Here is a 16113-nt window from a genome sequence, read left to right as displayed (position 1 = left end):
CAAAAGAACGAGAGGCTTCAAGAGCCGGTGGGGGCGTTGGCCGCCCCCGAAGGGACCCTTACAGCCCCGGGTCCATGCGAACCCTGCCATGCGGATATCCTACTGGAGAGCCAACAGAGAGGAACAGCCATGACCGAAGCCGAACGAACCAAGCTGCTAAAGACTGCGAAAGCGAACGGGCGACCGCTGCGAAAGAACCGGAACGCGTTCGCTGATAAAAAGCCCGTGAAGGCCTCTCCCTTGCCCGCTAACAGCGGTCAACGGGGAAAGCCTGCTACTGATACCCCCAAAGGGGGAAAGACCGTTAAAACCAAAAAGGACTAACACAATGCGACTAAACTGGATTCATCGAGAGATCGAGCGCCATCAGCGGTGGCGCGATGGAGACCCTGAGGCAAAGCCTGCTTCTTTCATCGGTCACGACTTTGGCAGGATATGCCTGCGAGGTGAGAAGCTGCAAGGGGCGAAGGTGTACGACAGCAACTTCTCGGAGAGCGATTTGCGAGGGGTTGACCTTCGTGATAGCAATGCAAGTAAATCCTGCTTCGATGAGGCTTGCCTTCGCGGCGCAAGAATGGATAACGCGAACTGCGAGGGGTCCACGTTTGTCGGCGCGGACTTACGGGGCGCAAGTTTTCGGGGCGCGAACCTGCGAGGCTGTGACTTTTTTGAAGCGATAATCTCCGGCGTTGACTTTGAAGGTGCTGACCTCACCAACGCGGCGATGGTGGGGGCAATCGGAGACGATAGGATGGAGCAAAGCCTCCGAGAGCAAAACAATGTTTTGCTGGACTTCCTCATGAGGCTGCTGTTCAGTGAACCCCGTGATTGGAGTTGGGAAGAGCTATGCGAGTTTGCCTCGGAGTTCGAGATCGTCAAGCGGGTTGAGTCTCACTCCAATGGCCTCGCTATCGTTAATGTTTGGGAGCCTTCCACGTACATAATTCCGAGGTGATAACGCCATGATGTTAGACATTTTCGAGGCATCGGAGAGCAACCCAACCCGGTTGCGGATAGATGAGCAGATCGCGGTGGTGAGCCATGAGGTGGCCACCCGCGAAACCCTTTACACCAAGTGGGTCAGGGCGGGTAGGTCAACGAAGGGCTTTGCTCAAAAGAAGATCGCAGAGATGCAAGCGGTGCTAAAGACCTTGCAGTGGATACAGGACAACGAACAGCTAATCCGGCAAGTAGCAAAGCGACTGGAGGGACCCAATGAATAGCGGGATCACCAAGCTGGAAGCATTACGCTGCGAGATACCGTTGTGCCTGTTCTCTCTCCGTGATCTGACTGGGTTCCACGTGGTGGGACTTGTGCGATACTGGACGGTGCGGATGGCGCAAGAGCTTGCCATTGCTCGCATAGCGGTACGGGTGGCAACAGAGGGGGCGCAAGGGGAACCCTTCGCCACCGAAGAAGCGCGAGCCTATGCGGATATACGGGGCAGCCTTATGGAAGACCTTGCCGATTGGGGTGGTGAGTCTCTCAATATGCCGGAGAGATTTGCGGACGCACATAGCAGGGTGCTGGAGGCGATGAAGATTGCAGGGTGGGCGAGTAAGACGGAACGCTCTGCGGTGGTCAACTACGGTGAGCTACTGGACCTGTGTACACGTCGGTTATCGTTCTCCGAGTTGGCAGCGTATTGCGCGGTTCAAGCGCTGGAAGATACCAAGCGAAAGCATCGCACGATGTTCGGCGTTGCATCCTACTCGCACGGGAAAGACCCGGGTGGCGAAGACGTTCCCGTTCGGCATATGCAAGAAGCGGAAGAGAGCGTAAACGAGTTGGTGCGGAAAGGGTATTTGCTGCGCAACGAGTTGTCCGATACGCGCTTCGTTGTTACCTGCCATCATGTGCGGGATGAAGATGCGCGGGAGTGGATAGGATCATACTACATGACAGGAGGAAACCAATGAGAATCTACAACCCTAACTATCGAGTGCGTGTTGCTTACCGCCGCTGCGGGTGGTGCGTAAAGTACCAGCGTCAAGGATGGTTTAGACGGTGGGAGTTGCTCCGTGAAGCAAAGGAGCCTATAGCCCCGTACTACATACCTACAAACATCGAGATGGTCCCCGTTCATCGCCACCATTTTGGCGATGCGAAGATCGTTGCCTATCAAGTCCAGACGGAACCAGCGGACAAAAACACACCAACACAGAGATATGACCTACACAAACATTATTGCCGATGCGATGAAGATCGGCACACTACCGACACCACCGACACCACTCCCAAGCGGTAGTCGTTGCAGCTACACAGGGGAAGAGATCGGGAAGGGATACGCCCATGAAGGTGGGGTTATCAGTGAGCCAACGGCGCGGCTGTTGCTTGGGCAGTTGCCCAACAGCAAGGGGAAGATGGTGAGCGCGATGTGGAACCGTGGGAGTATCGCCTGCTTTGAAAGCGGCGCGTTCTACTGGCCCATGCAATCCCCCGTCAGTGCTGAGCGTGAAGGGCGTGCTGCGTGGCGCGACATGATCCCGATGTTCTGGGATAAGCATTGGGGGGAGCGGTGCGCAATCGTTATCACCACCGATGTGAAAAAAGCCGTGTGGGATATGTACAGCGATGGAGGGTGTGGGACACTTGGCAGGGCAACGCCTGTGGTGATCCATGTCCCCGGCGTGATGACGGGCCGGTTCGTTGTGGACTGGTGGAAGGTGATCGGAGCGCAAGAGGTAGTACGGCGTTGCCGTGCTGCTGGTTATAGCAGGATAGAGAACCGGCTGCCGTGGCCGCTATGGGATGGCCAGCTTGGGCTGGACCACACGGCAACGGGGCAACTCTCACGCTTGGAGGTGATGACGTTGCAGCGCGATTTAGATCAGTACAAGCAAAGCAAAGAGCTATTAATCGCCCTTGTTGCAGAGGGCTACTCACTAAACCCAAAAGAGGACTGACCATGACAGACGAAAAGCTGTTCGCAGAAGAAGAGGTCGCCGAACCGACCGCGAAGAGCAAAGGGAAGACGAAGGCAAAAGCTGATTCCTTCGCGATGCTTCCACTATGGTATCCGCACTCCGTCACTATCGGATCAAAGCCGTTGCGGCTTGGGTTCATCTTGCGACTGCGAGAGCCGATGACGCACTGCGACCCCGGCACTGGCGATAAGAGCAACTACTCGAAGTTCAGACGTGAGCCGATGTTGCGCAAGCGTGGGAACGCTGCAACGGGATCAGTCCCCGACACAGTGCGAAAGCTGCAAGCGCGGTTCCCACTACCGAAAGAGATCGCAGAAGATTGGGCGGTGATGACTCCCAGTCAGTTTCTTGCGGCGATACTCTTCCGCGCCTGTTATGACGTGTGCTATAACTGGGATGCGGACCGCCGACAAGTGTGCTTTGGGTTCTTGCGTGCGGCTCTGAGCAAAAGAGCAACGCAATGTGGGAATCCGTCGTTAGCCGATTGCAGCAGTGTGCCAGTAGCAGCGAAGGAACCCGCGACTTCGTTGCATCGGTGTTGAACTCCGTCAACGTCAAGGTCGTCGAGAGTATGCATGACGACACGTTGGCAGCGGTGTACGCGATGCCAACCAACGCAGCAGCGTTGGCACTCCAAGAACTGCGAGACAACGCAGCGATGACGGTGAGCGATGTACGGCGATGGGTGAAGGCGGAGTGGGTGGAAGGGAAGAAGGCGGAGACGGTGGTGATGGAGCCGTTGCAGTTCGACGACGTGGAAGCGTCGCAGATGGAAGTGATCCGAGTGCCAGAGGTATCAGGCGTTAGCGTCCGTCATCATATCCGCGCAGGGTGCAGCCGTCACCTACTCGAAAAGGTTGGGCTTGGTAGTGGTGCGGGTGAGTTCTCCCCTGACATCGAGCGCGTGCTGCAAAACGGCGGGGCGATGACCTCCGGTAGTCAGCTCTCGAAGAGTGACCGTATCCACGCCACGCGCAAGGCGTTCCCCGTGCTGGACTTGTTAGGTGGTTGCTTGTACGATACGATGCTGGGAAGCTCGCAGCTGCTACTACACACGCCGCGCCTTGTGTAGTGAGAACCAGCACGCGTTGGCGGAGGAAGTGCGAGCGTTGCCACAAGCAACAGCCCCGGCAGAGTCGCAGATGGGAAGCCGCAGTTACGCACGTGCTGCGATGCTTGGAGAGATGGGTGGGATGCCATACGGTCGGGAAGTACTGTTGGAGGGTGCGGTCATCGCCGTCGAGATGACGGTGCGTCCGTACACGCAACTTACAACGCTTGGCGCGTTGGTTGCTGGGTGTGAAGACTGGTGGGAGAAGTCGCCCGGCTTAGGTGGAGCGCAAGCTGGCGGGTTCGGACGCGTTGAAGGGGAATGGCTCTTTGAAGGGCGTGACTACTCGAAGGACTTTTTAGAGGGTGCGCGGTGCGCCTATGAAGAATATCTCGTGGGGAACGCCGAAGCGTTGGCGATGCGTCTGCGTAGTGGTCAGATTGATGAGGTGCAGGCCGCATAATGGATAACACCAACGTGCAACACAAGCTGCGGATACGCGAGGGAGTGATGCGGTTTCCGGTGAGCCATAGCCTTTGCGTGGAGACCAACGCAGGGATGGGAACGATGACGGCGTTTTGGTCTTCGCTCTGTGATCGGGTGGTGTCTTTCGACACGGACAGCGGGAAACTGAAAGCGATACAGTGGCCCAACGTCGAGACGCGTTGCTTGACCAACAAGAGTGAAGAAGCGCGACGGGTGATGCTTGCAAGTGAGATAGTGGATGTTGATCCCCACGGTGATCCGTGGGGGTTCATCCGCGACATCCTGCGCAACGGGAAAACGCCGCAGGTCTTCATCGCGTTCACCGATGGTTCTTGGTGGGAGAGACGCTGGAACACGGACGCACGGCGCAACGTGCGGGACAAGCTGTTGGAGCTACCGAAAGGGTCGCAGCACTGTATCGAGCAAGTGAAGCGTAGCGGTCGGATGTACTACGGCTGGATATACTACCGGAGGGAGCCATGAGGGTGTTTGCATCGAGCTTCAAGTCGTGGCGAATGTTGGAAGAAACCCACGACGTAAAAGAGCCACACGGGCTGATCTTTCCGTTGGCGGTACTTGGTGCGATAGGTGCGCCATACGGTCTTGAGATGGTGGCTGAAGAGTTCACGCAGGAACCGGTGACGGCGTTCGACTCGGTGTTCATCTCGGTGATGGATAGCCGTTGCATGATAGAGGGGGGCAAGTCGTTTCGCGACTGGGGAATGCCGATACGCAGGCAGGATCGCGACGGGCGTTGGCCACTCGTGTGGGCTGGTGGTCAAGGTCTTCACAACCCGCTGCCGATGGCTGATGTCTTCGACTTGTACGTACATGGGGACGCGGAAGAGCCATTGCCGGAACTGCTTGAAGCGTGGGACGCAGTAGGGGGTGATCGAGAAAGGTTCTTGGACCGTGCTGCTGCTGTTGAATCGGTATACGTCCCAAGCCGTCACGTGCTGGGACGTGACCGGATACGTCAAGCATGGGCGAAGGACATCAGCATCACGCTAAAGCACTCAATACAGGTATCGCACAACGGGCAACGTCGGGTCGAGATAGCGCGGGGTTGCCAGTTCAAGTGTGGGTTCTGTTCGCTTGGTTGGCGCTCACCAGTACAAGAGAACAGCGCGGCGGAAATCATTCCGGTGATTGAAGCCGCTCCGAAGATTGTTCACCTGCAAGCGGGTGACGCTGAAAGCCATCCAGAGATCGGAGTGATCCGCGCCGCATTGCGCCAGCATGGAGGTCGTGACAACGGATGGACTGGGAGACTTGACACCACGCTATCGAATCCCGACGCACGGGTCCCGGGAACGAAGCGGTACGCCTTTGGAGTGGAAGGGGTCTCGGCGCGATTGCGTCGCGCTGTTGGTAAGGGATACCTCACCGATGCGCGGCTGATCCGTGACACGGTGGACATCTTGAACAAGACGGAAGAGCGGTTTTACGGTCGTGCTGCGTGGCACTTGATTTCAGGGCTGCCGATGGAGCGGCGGAATGAGGTCAACGACTTGAAGCGTGTGATCCGTGGGATCAATGACGGACTACATGGGACAACGCGGCGGAACCTTGCATTGCACTGGCAACCGTTCCAACCGCTTCCTGGCACGCCGATGCAGTGGTTCGGTTGTGGTGGTGGCGTGCTGGAAAAGGCACGGCAGTGCAAAGACCTTGAGAAGCTCCCCCGATTGCGTGTGACGCAAGCAACGGGGCGGCGGGACTACATGGCAGCAGCAACGACGATACTATCGAGAGCAACGCCAGCGGGTGGGGCGCGGATGTTGGAGATGATGGCAGAGTGGGATCGTCCCGAGCTTGCGACGCTGCGAGAGGTTGCCGAAGCGGATGAGTATGATCTACCGATAGATCAGCCGCTTCCGTGGGACGTGTTCGACTACGCCTATCCCCGTGAGGTATTGGAGCGGGCGTATCGTGCGACGGTGAAGAAGCTCCAAGGCCGCAACGAGACTGCTACACCGGAGCCGGAAGCGGCATCGTGTAGCACCACTACAAACCACACTGAACCCAATGACCAACCTATCACACTCGAAGAGTATGGAGCAGCTCTTGCGCGAACGCGCTGAACTTTACACAGAGCTATCGAAGCGCACGCTGGTTGTGCGTGCGATTACTGGACAAGGATCACGAAAGGCCGGAAGTGAGTGGCACTCACTCGACGGCATCCTTGCGTACGCTGTCGCGTCGGACATCACCGAGGGCAAGCCGTACCTGCTGACAGGTGAGCGGGCGGTGAACGTGCCGCTGCCTCTGTTGGAGGTCGAAGGCCTGCCGATCTGTTCGGACTTGACGGCGCACGTCGAGTATAGCGGTGTTGGCTGGTTCTTGAAGCGAAGCCGCGATGGCTCGCAGACACGGCCAACGCGAGGTATGCCTGCGAAGGTTGACGAACGGGGCGGCCCTGACCAACCCCGCCGCGTGCCTGTCGCGATGCATCTGGCAGATGTGTGGGAAGCGCGGTGCATCGGCAACAAGGGTGAGATCATGCGACTGCTGCAAACGATCACCCACATCGGAGCGCGGAGCGATGTTGGATGTGGTGAGGTGATCCGCTGGGAAGTGAAAGAGTGGGAGGGAACGGTGGTGCAAGTCTTGACGCAAGAAGGTGAGAGCGGGCCGCACCTTGCGCGTGCTGTGCCTGTATCGGCGCGGCAAGCGTTAAAAGACTTCGGCATCATCCCACGGCTTGAAGACGCAGGGCTTGGGGGATGGCGGCCACCATACTGGCACATGGACAACTACGCACACCGATGGGCATACCGTACACCCGTCTTCATCAATAAGGAGCTTGCATCATGCTGACCTACTTAGACCTGCTGGACACACGCAAGGCCCCGACGAACGACCTGCAAGACCCGTACAGCCTGCACCAGACGCTGCGCCGCATATTCGGGGGGCAACATCTCACCTACCGAGTGGACCACGTGGAGCGTGCGGTGCTTGTGCGCTCCGAGAGTGCTGGGGACTATGCCACGCTTGCCGAAGGATACCTACACAAGAAGGCAGAGATTGAAGAGCCAATCGTTGAGCGTGGGGGCGTTCACAAGCTGCGGTTTTGTGTCAACCCAACGAGGTGCGAGTCACGGACGGGGAAGCGGTTCGGGTTGAAGGGGTCACGCTCGCAAGAGCAATGGGCAGGGGAGCAGCTGCGGCGTGCGGGCTTTGAGGTGATCCGCTTGGAGAGGGTGCAAGAGGAATGGCTGCAAGGGAGCAACGGCGCACGCCTGCTTGCTGTTGACTTCCGTGGGGTGGTAGTCATCACCGATGAAGAGAGAGCCAAAGAAGCGGTGGCGAAGGGGATAGGGAGGGGAAAGGCTTGGGGGTGTGGGATGGTAGTCCTCACCTAAGGCACACCAACATGGACCACGTTACTACATCCATGCCACGCCGCCGCAAGCCATACCTACAAAACCCGAAGACACCAATCCCCGACGCGTATCGGGTTGGCTCCATCGTCTGGATAGGAGAGGGATGGGGTGAAGTGCTGGCAGTATCGAAGAACCACATCCTTTGCGCGATGGTTGCAGGCGCAGAGGTGCTGGGGTATCAGATAGCACGCTGGGACACTCGCAACATCACGAACAGGAACCCGACGTGGGGAGTGCATCGCCGACGGGTTTCACCTTCACCGATCCGCAGCCGAGAGGCACTTCCAACAGCGCAAGGCGATGGAGAGATAACGGGCGGTTTTGATACCGTCGCACTCCCCTGCGTATCATTGTGAGGGATACACAACAACCAGCGGGGGACGTATGCCAGTCAAGCGTTACAGCGTTACCACTGACGGGGATCAGCCCGTGGGGCGGCACTTCAAGGTGAGCGAGTTCGCTTGCCGTGATGGGTCGGATACGGTGCTGATCTCTTCAGAGACGGTGGAACTTCTGGACAAGATTCGGGAGTACTACGACGCGCCGGTTCATATTAACAGCGGATACCGAACCCCAACCTACAACCGCTCCATTGGTGGCGCGAAACACTCGCAGCACATGCTTGGCACGGCGGCGGACTTTGTGGTGCGAGGCAAGACACCGCAAGAGGTGCAACGAGACCTCAAAGCAGGAAAGATATTCGGGGAGCACATGGGCGGGCTTGGATGTTATCGGAGCTTCACCCACATAGACACCGCTTCTTGGCTATCGCTTTCGGATGGCAAGGATGGTGATCCACGTTGAACCTTCGCCGTTTGCTAAGGCGATAGAGCAAGCTCTCTACACCCTCGGAGACTTATCGTTGGAGATAATAGACGAACTGGCAAAGCCTGCGGGCGTGGTCTTTTGCCGCGCCGTTGTCACCGAGACGGTGAGAGTGAGGCAAGGCAGCCTAAACGTCTCCGTGCAAGACCAAGTCGTGGTGCGCCATCGGCAACCAATGCGGGGAGATACTGACCCGCAAGCCTGAACTAACCGAGCCATGAGCGAGCCGATAATCACGACGGTGGAGACACGCGAGCCCTGACAGGTATGGAGCCAGCTCCAGATGCATCCCCACCGATACGACCACCCGACCCAATGGAGTCCGACCCTGTTGGGGATTGGGAGGTTAAGGTGTCGTTCTTAGATAAGATCAAAGCAGCGTGGACAATCGTTCAACTAATCAACCTATTGAGAAGCGGCATGGGAAACTGGAAGACAACAGCGGGGCAATCATTTGCAGGCCTTGCAACGGTGCTGAACGCGCTTGGGATCGTTGAAGTCCCGACGGAAGCGCAAACGGGGTTCTCAGTGTAGCCCTGTTCATCATTGGCCTGTTTGCAAAGGATGCAGGCCGACGGAAGAAAAGAAATAGCAGCAATGCCAAGAGGGAAAGCGCATAGCGAACAAGAGGAGCGGCGGTCGCGGCAGCCCTTTTAGCAGGGCAATCCGTCAGCGAAGTTGCTGCGGACTACAAGATCGATAGATCCCTTGTCTCTCGATGGAAGCAGCAGATTCAGCGGATCGATGCATCAAGTTGCACTAAAAAAGCAACACGACTTCTGGTGAGTTACTCTCGGGTATTTGGCAACCCTTCTCACAACTCTCAAGGTGCAAGCGGAGGTCGCAGGTGATCCAGACTACATCAGGAAGCAGCCAGCCGCCGAGCTTGCCACGCTCCACGGTGTCATGGCAGATAAGGGAATCAGGCTTCTTGAGGCCGCTTCCCGCGACGGAGACGGCGAGTAGCGTCGTAGTCGCGTTTCCAGCCCCGACATAACTCGCAACGACATTTGTAACGGTTGTACATCCGGGGTGATCCGTGCTTGGCTGATGAAAGTTCTTTGATGGTCTTTTGCCGATGACAAGAAGCGCAAAGAAGTTGACATTTCTTCAACTCCTGAATGAGTTTTTCAAGCCCAGAGTTGATAGCAGAGGAAATGTGAAAGTCTTTGTTGCGGGGTCAATATGATCGAAGTGGAGGTTATCTACCGCGCCACATTGCACGCATTTGCCGCCAAGATGAGCGACGGCCCACGCCTTCCGCTCGGCGCGCCATTGCCGAACATAGGTATTGATGGAATCGCGGTTGGTGTCTCGATATTTCCGCACGTAAGTGCGCCGGTTGTGAGGTAAATGTGCCATATACAAATATAACAAAAAGAGCGATTCGAGCGGGTGAAAAACGCATCCATTTTTGTATCCGATGTTGAATCTCGTGCGATCCAAAGGTGCTACCAAACGCCCGTGTTGAGGATTCGACTTCTCGAGGCGGCACAAGCAGCGCAATCAGGAAGCCGCTCTGGGAGCCGCACCCGAATAACATCCCACAACAACAGGCACTTGCATCCGCTGCCGATGAAGTGTTTTACGGGGAGCGCAGGGGCGGAAAAACTGACTTGGGGTTAGGTGCTGCGGTGACAGCCCACCACCGCTCCTTATCCTTCGCAGGGAGTACCACAAGCTCGCAGCATCATTGAGCGGCTGCGTGAGATTGTCGAAGACGCTGGGAAGCTCAACGAGAACACCGGCATCTATCGGCTCGACACAGGTCAGCAAATCGAGATCGGAAGTTGCGTACACGAAAAAGACAAAAACAAGTACAAGGGGCGACCCCACGACTTGAAGGTCTTTGATGAGGTGACAGAGTTCACCCGAACGCAGTACGAGTTCATCGTCCGTTGGAACCGGTCAGCCCGTGCGGGGCAACGTTGCCGCGTCATCAGCACGTTCAACCCGCCAACGACAACCGAAGGCAGCTGGGTGTTGGAGTACCTCGCACCGTGGATAGACAAAGAGCACCCACACCCCGCCAACCCGGGCGAGTTGCGATGGTTCTCAGTGGTGAACGGTGAGACGGTGGAAGTGCCAAGCGGCAGCCCGTTTGAGGTTGACACGCCACGGGGAAGGGAGACAGTTACTTCGAAGCCGGACGTTCATCCCAGCACGCTTGACAGATAACCCGTACCTGATGGCAGACGCGACCTATCTGGCAAACCTTCAAGCAACGCCGGAGCCTCTTCGCAGCCAACTGTTTTTACGGGGATATGCACCGGGGTGCGTGACGATGAATGGCAGGTTGTCCCGTCCGAGTGGTTGCAGCTTTCGCATCTCCGATGGGAAGCGCACGCAAGGCAAGCGGTGGCATGCCCGGGCCATTGAGCGCGATGGGGATAGACGTTGCCCGTGGGGTGAAGACAACACGGTGATCGGTGAAGGCGTACGGTCGTTGGATAGATGATCTCTCGCAGTCCTGCAGTCAGACCAAGGGAAGCGATGTTGCGAACCTTGTGCTGCGAGAGTATGAAACCAGTGACGACCTCGGTCTTGTGCCGATTGTCATTGACCAGATTGGCGTGGGTGGAGTGCATACGATGCACCTGAAGACGGGGAACATCGAGTCTATGGAGCCAACGCAGCAGCAGCAACAGGGCGCGGATTCAAACAAGGAAACTTTGGGTTCTACAACGTGCGGCTGAAATGTACTGCGCTTGAAGCGTTAGACCCTTACAGCGATGACCCTATCGCACCCCACCGGATAAGCTGCCGATCAAGAGATAAAGGCGCACCGCTTTGAGAGACAGTGCGAGGATCAAGATCGCCATGGAGGACGAGGTAAAAGGCAGCGATTGGCGGGCGAAGCCCCGACCGCGCCGAAGCCCTTGCGCTACTGGTTCGGGCAATGCAGAAAGTGTAAACATGGCAACCCACGAACATACCTTACAGCGATTGGCGAGCGGTCGCATCAGCAGTGTTGCGGCGAAGCTCTCCCATGATGGCAGGCCGTTGGTTCGCCAGCCGATACGGAGCCGCTACCCTTCGCACCTTCACTCCGACCCGCTTCTCCGGAGTGAGTTACACTTACTTTGAGCAAAGGGCCGAAGCCCGTGCGGGGTTGGAGGAAGGCGCGTTCGCGACCCGCGTGAAGAGAGCAAGGGGGAAGAAAGAGAAGCTCCAGCCGATCACTGGATGGCGTTGTTGATGGAGAACCCGTGAACCACTGATCCCGTGGTTGACGTGGGAAGAGCGTATTCCGAAGGCATATCGAGTACCGGGCAAAGCATCGCGTGGCCGCGTTCCTTGGATGCCGAGAGAGGAAGCGCGTACCGCAACCAATCTGCGATCCCCGCGACGTTGGTGACGGTAATCCCTGGGCGCGTGGGGGCAGCCAGCAACGGCGGTTATGAGGTCTGGGACACCAATTCGTGACGATGTTACCCTACCGGAAGAGCTTTGTTTTAAGTCAGATGACTCCGAATCGGGGACGATGGAAGGGCAATGGTCGCGGTCGCAGCCGCATCACCGCAGCCCTTTCGGTTACTGACGGGTTCACGATGTCCGTGAACACCCAACCAACCACTCTCGCAACGGAGCATCCCCGCCGCTGTTCATCGAATCCCAGCGTCAGAGGTGCGACCTGCTGACCGCAAGACCTTCGTACAAGAGTTCTTGCAGGAACATCAGGACGGATAACGTGGCTTCCCCTTTTACTTTACCCAACGCAAACGCCGTCATTGCTGATGCGACGGGCAACCTTCCCAACCTCTCGAGAGATGGCGGAGAACGTGGACCGACGCGTGGTAAATGATCTCCCCGCCGTGGGTATCCCCAACCGGAACTTACGATGCCGCCGCTCCAGCTGCGAGCTTCAGCCAGGTCAGTGGCACACACTCCAGCGCCCATTGGTCCTGACGCGAAACGAAGCGCGTGGGCACGCTAACTGATTCTCCGGTGCTGGCAGACCCCAAACGTCACCAGCCGGGTACGAGCCGATAGAGTGGGACAACCCCGAAGAGGTTCGGTTGGATGAAGCCCAATTGTCCCGATAACAGTCTGGCAACGAGATTAATGATCTCCGATGGGAACGGGGACTAGAAGAGTCGCCCGAACCGCGCAGATATGTTGCTCCCCCGTCCCGACCTTCTGCCGCCTAGGCAATCACCCTCAAGTCCCGGAAAGCTCCAGACCCTACCCAACTACCGCCCGGGACCACCAAACGTGCAACCAGCGCAACAGGAAGCGCACAGCAAGGGGATACAGATCAACCCACGCCAGCAAGCGAAAGATGTGGAGAACGCGATGACCGCCCGCAACCATGCGGATGCTACTGGCAGACACAGCGAGATCGGAGCCTGTTCGTGCCGCGCTATGTTGGTGTAAGGTTGAGCACGTGCTGAGTATGCCGCGCCATTGAAGTGGACCATCCAGCGCGAGCTTCGTGCATTGAGAAGGAACCCCGGGAGTACCCGCTGGTCCTTTGCCCTTGATGAAGATGAGCGCAAAGACCCGTTCAACGCAGCGGATGAGTTAAGGGGAGAAGTCAACAGCGAACGACCGCGCTGCCTTAGTGGACTGGTCTATGCGTGACGCGTTCGACACGGTTGACCATGATTGGGATGAGTTACGCCTCGGACTTTGACAAGCAAGTGGAGCGGGCTGCCGACAAAGTTCTTCCCCTTTATCAAGGAAATCCAGTGGACACGATTCATCGCGAGATGCAGGAGTTGTTTGGCAAGATGAAAGACCCGACCGGAAGCAGAGGTATCCAAAGCGATCCAAAGCCTTCGAGACTCACTCCGAATTGCAAAGCCGATTTGATTGCACGGACCACCGCAGTAGTTACGATAAACGCTAGCCAAAAAGAGGTATGGTAAGGGCTGACTTCAAACGTGCATGGTCGACTCGTCGCGATAAGCGAGTCCGTGGAGCGCATAAGATAGACGGGCAGGTTGAAGATGACGAAGGGATGTTCACCCAAGCAGATGGGACGCGGATAGAGTAATCAACCAACCACGGAGCGCTACACGCTTCAGACGTAGCACAAACCAACCCGCAGGCGGGGGTAAGCCTAACAGCTCAACATGAACACAGCACCGGAGACCATTATCGCAATTTGTGGGGAAGTGAAGGCAGTTGGGTGATGGCCGCGTTGGCGGCTATATCCTGAGCTTTGGCAGTCCTGGAACGGCGACCTTTTACGGCGATTACTCACCAGCGCAACCGAGTTCGGCTATCGCAAAGGGCTACCTCCGACGTGTACATTCATCACCGTTATCCGCTCCTACCGGAAAGGAATCCCCGAAGAGAAGGCCGCACTGGAAGAGCTTATGACTCGCAGCGTTGGACACTTGACGTTGGGTCCGCATGGATGAAGTGGGCGCTGGGCCGAACACGTCCCGACATGGCCGCCGCTGATTAGTACCAGCGGCGTGATACACGAGGATGATCCGGGCGGGGAAATCCCGGGTACTCCACAGGACGGTTCCACACCCTGCTACAACCGGAGGACAACAGCGGCGTAGATCAAGACGTGGGTTATTGCAGAAGCATCACTAACCCCGACCCCTGCGGAATGGCGTGCCACTAACGTGGTCGTGCCTATCCGTTCGGTTTCCGATGCCTTCATCGCAGGGATGACCCCGAACAGTTCCAAGAGGCACTGGAAGGATCACTAAAGCGGGTGAGCAACGGCAAGGGGCAACAGGGAGCGTGACCTGCCAGAAGTGAAGTTTCGCGTTACTCGGGAGAGCACCGAAGCGTGAGATCATCGGAGCCGTTGAACGACTGTTCGGCAGTTCCAATGGGCGTTGTGAATTTTGTTCTATCTGGGACACCGGCTTTTTCCACCGCTGGGATAGAGTTACCGTGGCGTATGGTTGGGCGTTGGTTGACGAGTTTTCGCAGATCACCAAGCGGGTTATTGCTGGCATCAACCTCTCGAGCAACACCGCAGAACTGTGCAGCCGCCTCAAAGGCTGTTGGCAACGTTGGAGACCATCAAGGCGCAGCGTGTTCCTATCCACTCCAAGAACGAGCGACCTGGCACTGGCGAGCGACCTATTGCTGGAGTGCAAGCGCGGTGAAATCGCAGGAAGAAGCAGCCGCAGGCGAAGGGGTATGGTTATCCACCGCAGAAGGATAAAGCTGATTAGCCTTACCACATCGAGCAGCACAACGCAGACATTTGTAGGGAGTTGCTCACAACGAAGCGGCGAAGGCTGATGCGAGACTGGGAGTGAGAGCCGGAACCAAATAAACGAAGAGACAACTGAAACTGATAATAACACAGCCCCTGCTGTACGGCTGACAACGGGTTCCTTGTGGAGTCCTGCGCCGTATAACCACGCCTGCCAGCAGCAGGGAACAAACAACTTTCTGGTGAGACCCATGGGAAAAGAGTCAACTTCGAGCTGTCGTTGGAGTGGTAGCAGGCGACTCCTTGACGAAGCGGTCAAGAGTTTCGTTGATCGAGAAGTTTGGCTGGCACATACCTACCTGACGCCTTCACAAAGGCGGCTTGATAAGTTCCGCTATTATTATCGAAGCGGTGGGGAGCAATCGGAAAAACAATTCGCAAAGATGCTTGACGTGGCAGGAAGAGGAAGAGCGCAATTGTCCCAAACATCGGGCGCAGCATCGCCCATCTATCGCCTGCAAGCCGACTACAACGAGCGGTTGCAAACGCTGTGCCTGGGTGAGGATCTCACCGCACTACACGACAAGAGCGTGGACGCAATCGATAAGGTCTGGCAAGGCTCACCCGGACCAGTAGCGGTAGAATGTTCGTCGTAACTTCAACGAAAGCCCTTTCGGGGCAAGGTGGGGAGATTGTTCCAGCGAACTGGTCCAGGGAGATCATTCAGACGGCTGTTTAACACGGGCACAGCCCCTTCGGTCGCACGGAACTATCCGATGACGGCCAAGACGGAAAGAACTGAACCGTGGCGGCTCCACGACCGCCGCGATGGTTGAGAGGAAGCGGCTCCCATGCTGCGACGGACTCCACCAGCTTCTTCGCTCAGACCGCAATGGTGGCAAAGACTGGAGCTGCCGCACGCTTGGGTCGCGAACTGTTATTTTACGCAAAGCCAGCGTTCATCCGGTTTATGACCGAAGATGCTTTGGCCGCGCAACGGCGCAACCCGAGACGAGTAGTTCTTCATGGGTCCGGTACGGGTGCAAAACCATACGGGGATCACCAATACTGCCGGGAACAAACACGCCCCATCAGGGTGGCGCATCCAACGAAGTGGTAAGACCACCCGGGCCCTTGTTTCTGGCCGACCTTAAGCGGCTTCTGTCTCCTCAGAACATGGCGATTCACTGCAAAACGAATCTTCATCTTCCCGCAATCCACCTTCAAAGTACTTAGCAAACTGAGTATCGATGGAGACAACTCGCCCGATTTGGGAACCCGTCAGCCAGGGCAATCGGCAACGC

Annotated in this window: 16 protein-coding genes and 1 pseudogene; all 17 read left to right on the top strand. The window is 57.1% G+C overall.

The window, feature by feature from the left end:
* Nucleotides 1–129 precede the first annotated feature (129 nt).
* Complete coding sequence (locus tag IPM61_16635; GenBank protein MBK8912927.1) at nt 130–324, top strand: hypothetical protein; 195 nt, start codon at nt 130–132, stop codon at nt 322–324.
* A gap of 4 nt (nt 325–328) precedes the next feature.
* Nucleotides 329–955 (top strand): pentapeptide repeat-containing protein, encoded by a 627-nt coding sequence (locus tag IPM61_16630; protein ID MBK8912926.1) that lies wholly within the window; start codon nt 329–331, stop codon nt 953–955.
* Nucleotides 956–962: 7 nt separating this feature from the next.
* Nucleotides 963–1223, top strand: a complete 261-nt coding sequence (locus IPM61_16625; GenBank protein MBK8912925.1) for a hypothetical protein — start codon at nt 963–965, stop codon at nt 1221–1223.
* Nucleotides 1216–1920 (top strand): hypothetical protein, encoded by a 705-nt coding sequence (locus tag IPM61_16620; protein MBK8912924.1) that lies wholly within the window; start codon nt 1216–1218, stop codon nt 1918–1920. The genes IPM61_16625 and IPM61_16620 overlap by 8 nt, the downstream gene beginning before the upstream one ends.
* Nucleotides 1921–2169: 249 nt before the next feature.
* Nucleotides 2170–2907 (top strand): hypothetical protein, encoded by a 738-nt coding sequence (locus IPM61_16615; protein MBK8912923.1) that lies wholly within the window; start codon nt 2170–2172, stop codon nt 2905–2907.
* Nucleotides 2908–3388: 481 nt separating this feature from the next.
* The gene (locus IPM61_16610) at nt 3389–4000 is read left to right on the top strand and encodes a hypothetical protein (protein MBK8912922.1); all 612 of its coding nucleotides are present in this window, start codon (nt 3389–3391) and stop codon (nt 3998–4000) included.
* 37 nt (nt 4001–4037) lie between these two features.
* Nucleotides 4038–4442: a hypothetical protein gene (locus IPM61_16605; GenBank protein ID MBK8912921.1), complete on the top strand. Its 405-nt coding sequence runs from the start codon at nt 4038–4040 to the stop codon at nt 4440–4442.
* Nucleotides 4442–4948: a hypothetical protein gene (locus IPM61_16600; GenBank protein ID MBK8912920.1), complete on the top strand. Its 507-nt coding sequence runs from the start codon at nt 4442–4444 to the stop codon at nt 4946–4948. Before IPM61_16605 ends, IPM61_16600 begins: the two co-directional genes overlap by 1 nt.
* Nucleotides 4945–6549 (top strand): hypothetical protein, encoded by a 1605-nt coding sequence (locus tag IPM61_16595; GenBank protein MBK8912919.1) that lies wholly within the window; start codon nt 4945–4947, stop codon nt 6547–6549. Before IPM61_16600 ends, IPM61_16595 begins: the two co-directional genes overlap by 4 nt.
* On the top strand, nt 6521–7285 hold the full coding sequence (locus IPM61_16590; GenBank protein MBK8912918.1) for a hypothetical protein: 765 nt from the start codon (nt 6521–6523) through the stop codon (nt 7283–7285). The genes IPM61_16595 and IPM61_16590 overlap by 29 nt, the downstream gene beginning before the upstream one ends.
* On the top strand, nt 7279–7830 hold the full coding sequence (gene cas6e, locus IPM61_16585; GenBank protein ID MBK8912917.1) for a type I-E CRISPR-associated protein Cas6/Cse3/CasE: 552 nt from the start codon (nt 7279–7281) through the stop codon (nt 7828–7830). Before IPM61_16590 ends, cas6e begins: the two co-directional genes overlap by 7 nt.
* 11 nt (nt 7831–7841) lie before the next feature.
* Nucleotides 7842–8207 carry a hypothetical protein gene (locus IPM61_16580; GenBank protein ID MBK8912916.1) on the top strand — a complete coding sequence of 122 codons (366 nt, stop codon included), beginning with the start codon at nt 7842–7844 and terminating at the stop codon, nt 8205–8207.
* A 28-nt stretch (nt 8208–8235) separates the two neighbouring features.
* Nucleotides 8236–8655: a DUF882 domain-containing protein gene (locus tag IPM61_16575; protein MBK8912915.1), complete on the top strand. Its 420-nt coding sequence runs from the start codon at nt 8236–8238 to the stop codon at nt 8653–8655.
* Between the two features lie 650 nt (nt 8656–9305).
* Nucleotides 9306–9527 (top strand): annotated as a pseudogene (locus IPM61_16570) (hypothetical protein).
* Nucleotides 9528–9861: 334 nt separating this feature from the next.
* Nucleotides 9862–10029 (top strand): hypothetical protein, encoded by a 168-nt coding sequence (locus tag IPM61_16565; protein ID MBK8912914.1) that lies wholly within the window; start codon nt 9862–9864, stop codon nt 10027–10029.
* A 486-nt stretch (nt 10030–10515) separates the two neighbouring features.
* Nucleotides 10516–10854, top strand: coding sequence for a hypothetical protein (locus tag IPM61_16560; GenBank protein MBK8912913.1), 339 nt, complete (start codon nt 10516–10518; stop codon nt 10852–10854).
* A gap of 4206 nt (nt 10855–15060) precedes the next feature.
* The gene (locus IPM61_16555) at nt 15061–15465 is read left to right on the top strand and encodes a hypothetical protein (protein MBK8912912.1); all 405 of its coding nucleotides are present in this window, start codon (nt 15061–15063) and stop codon (nt 15463–15465) included.
* Nucleotides 15466–16113 lie beyond the last annotated feature (648 nt).

The organism is Chlorobiota bacterium, from assembly GCA_016710285.1.
GTDB lineage: Bacteria > Bacteroidota > Ignavibacteria > OLB7 > OLB7 > OLB7.
Note: the sequence above shows the minus strand (reverse complement) of the source record. Positions and strands in the feature narration are given on the sequence as shown.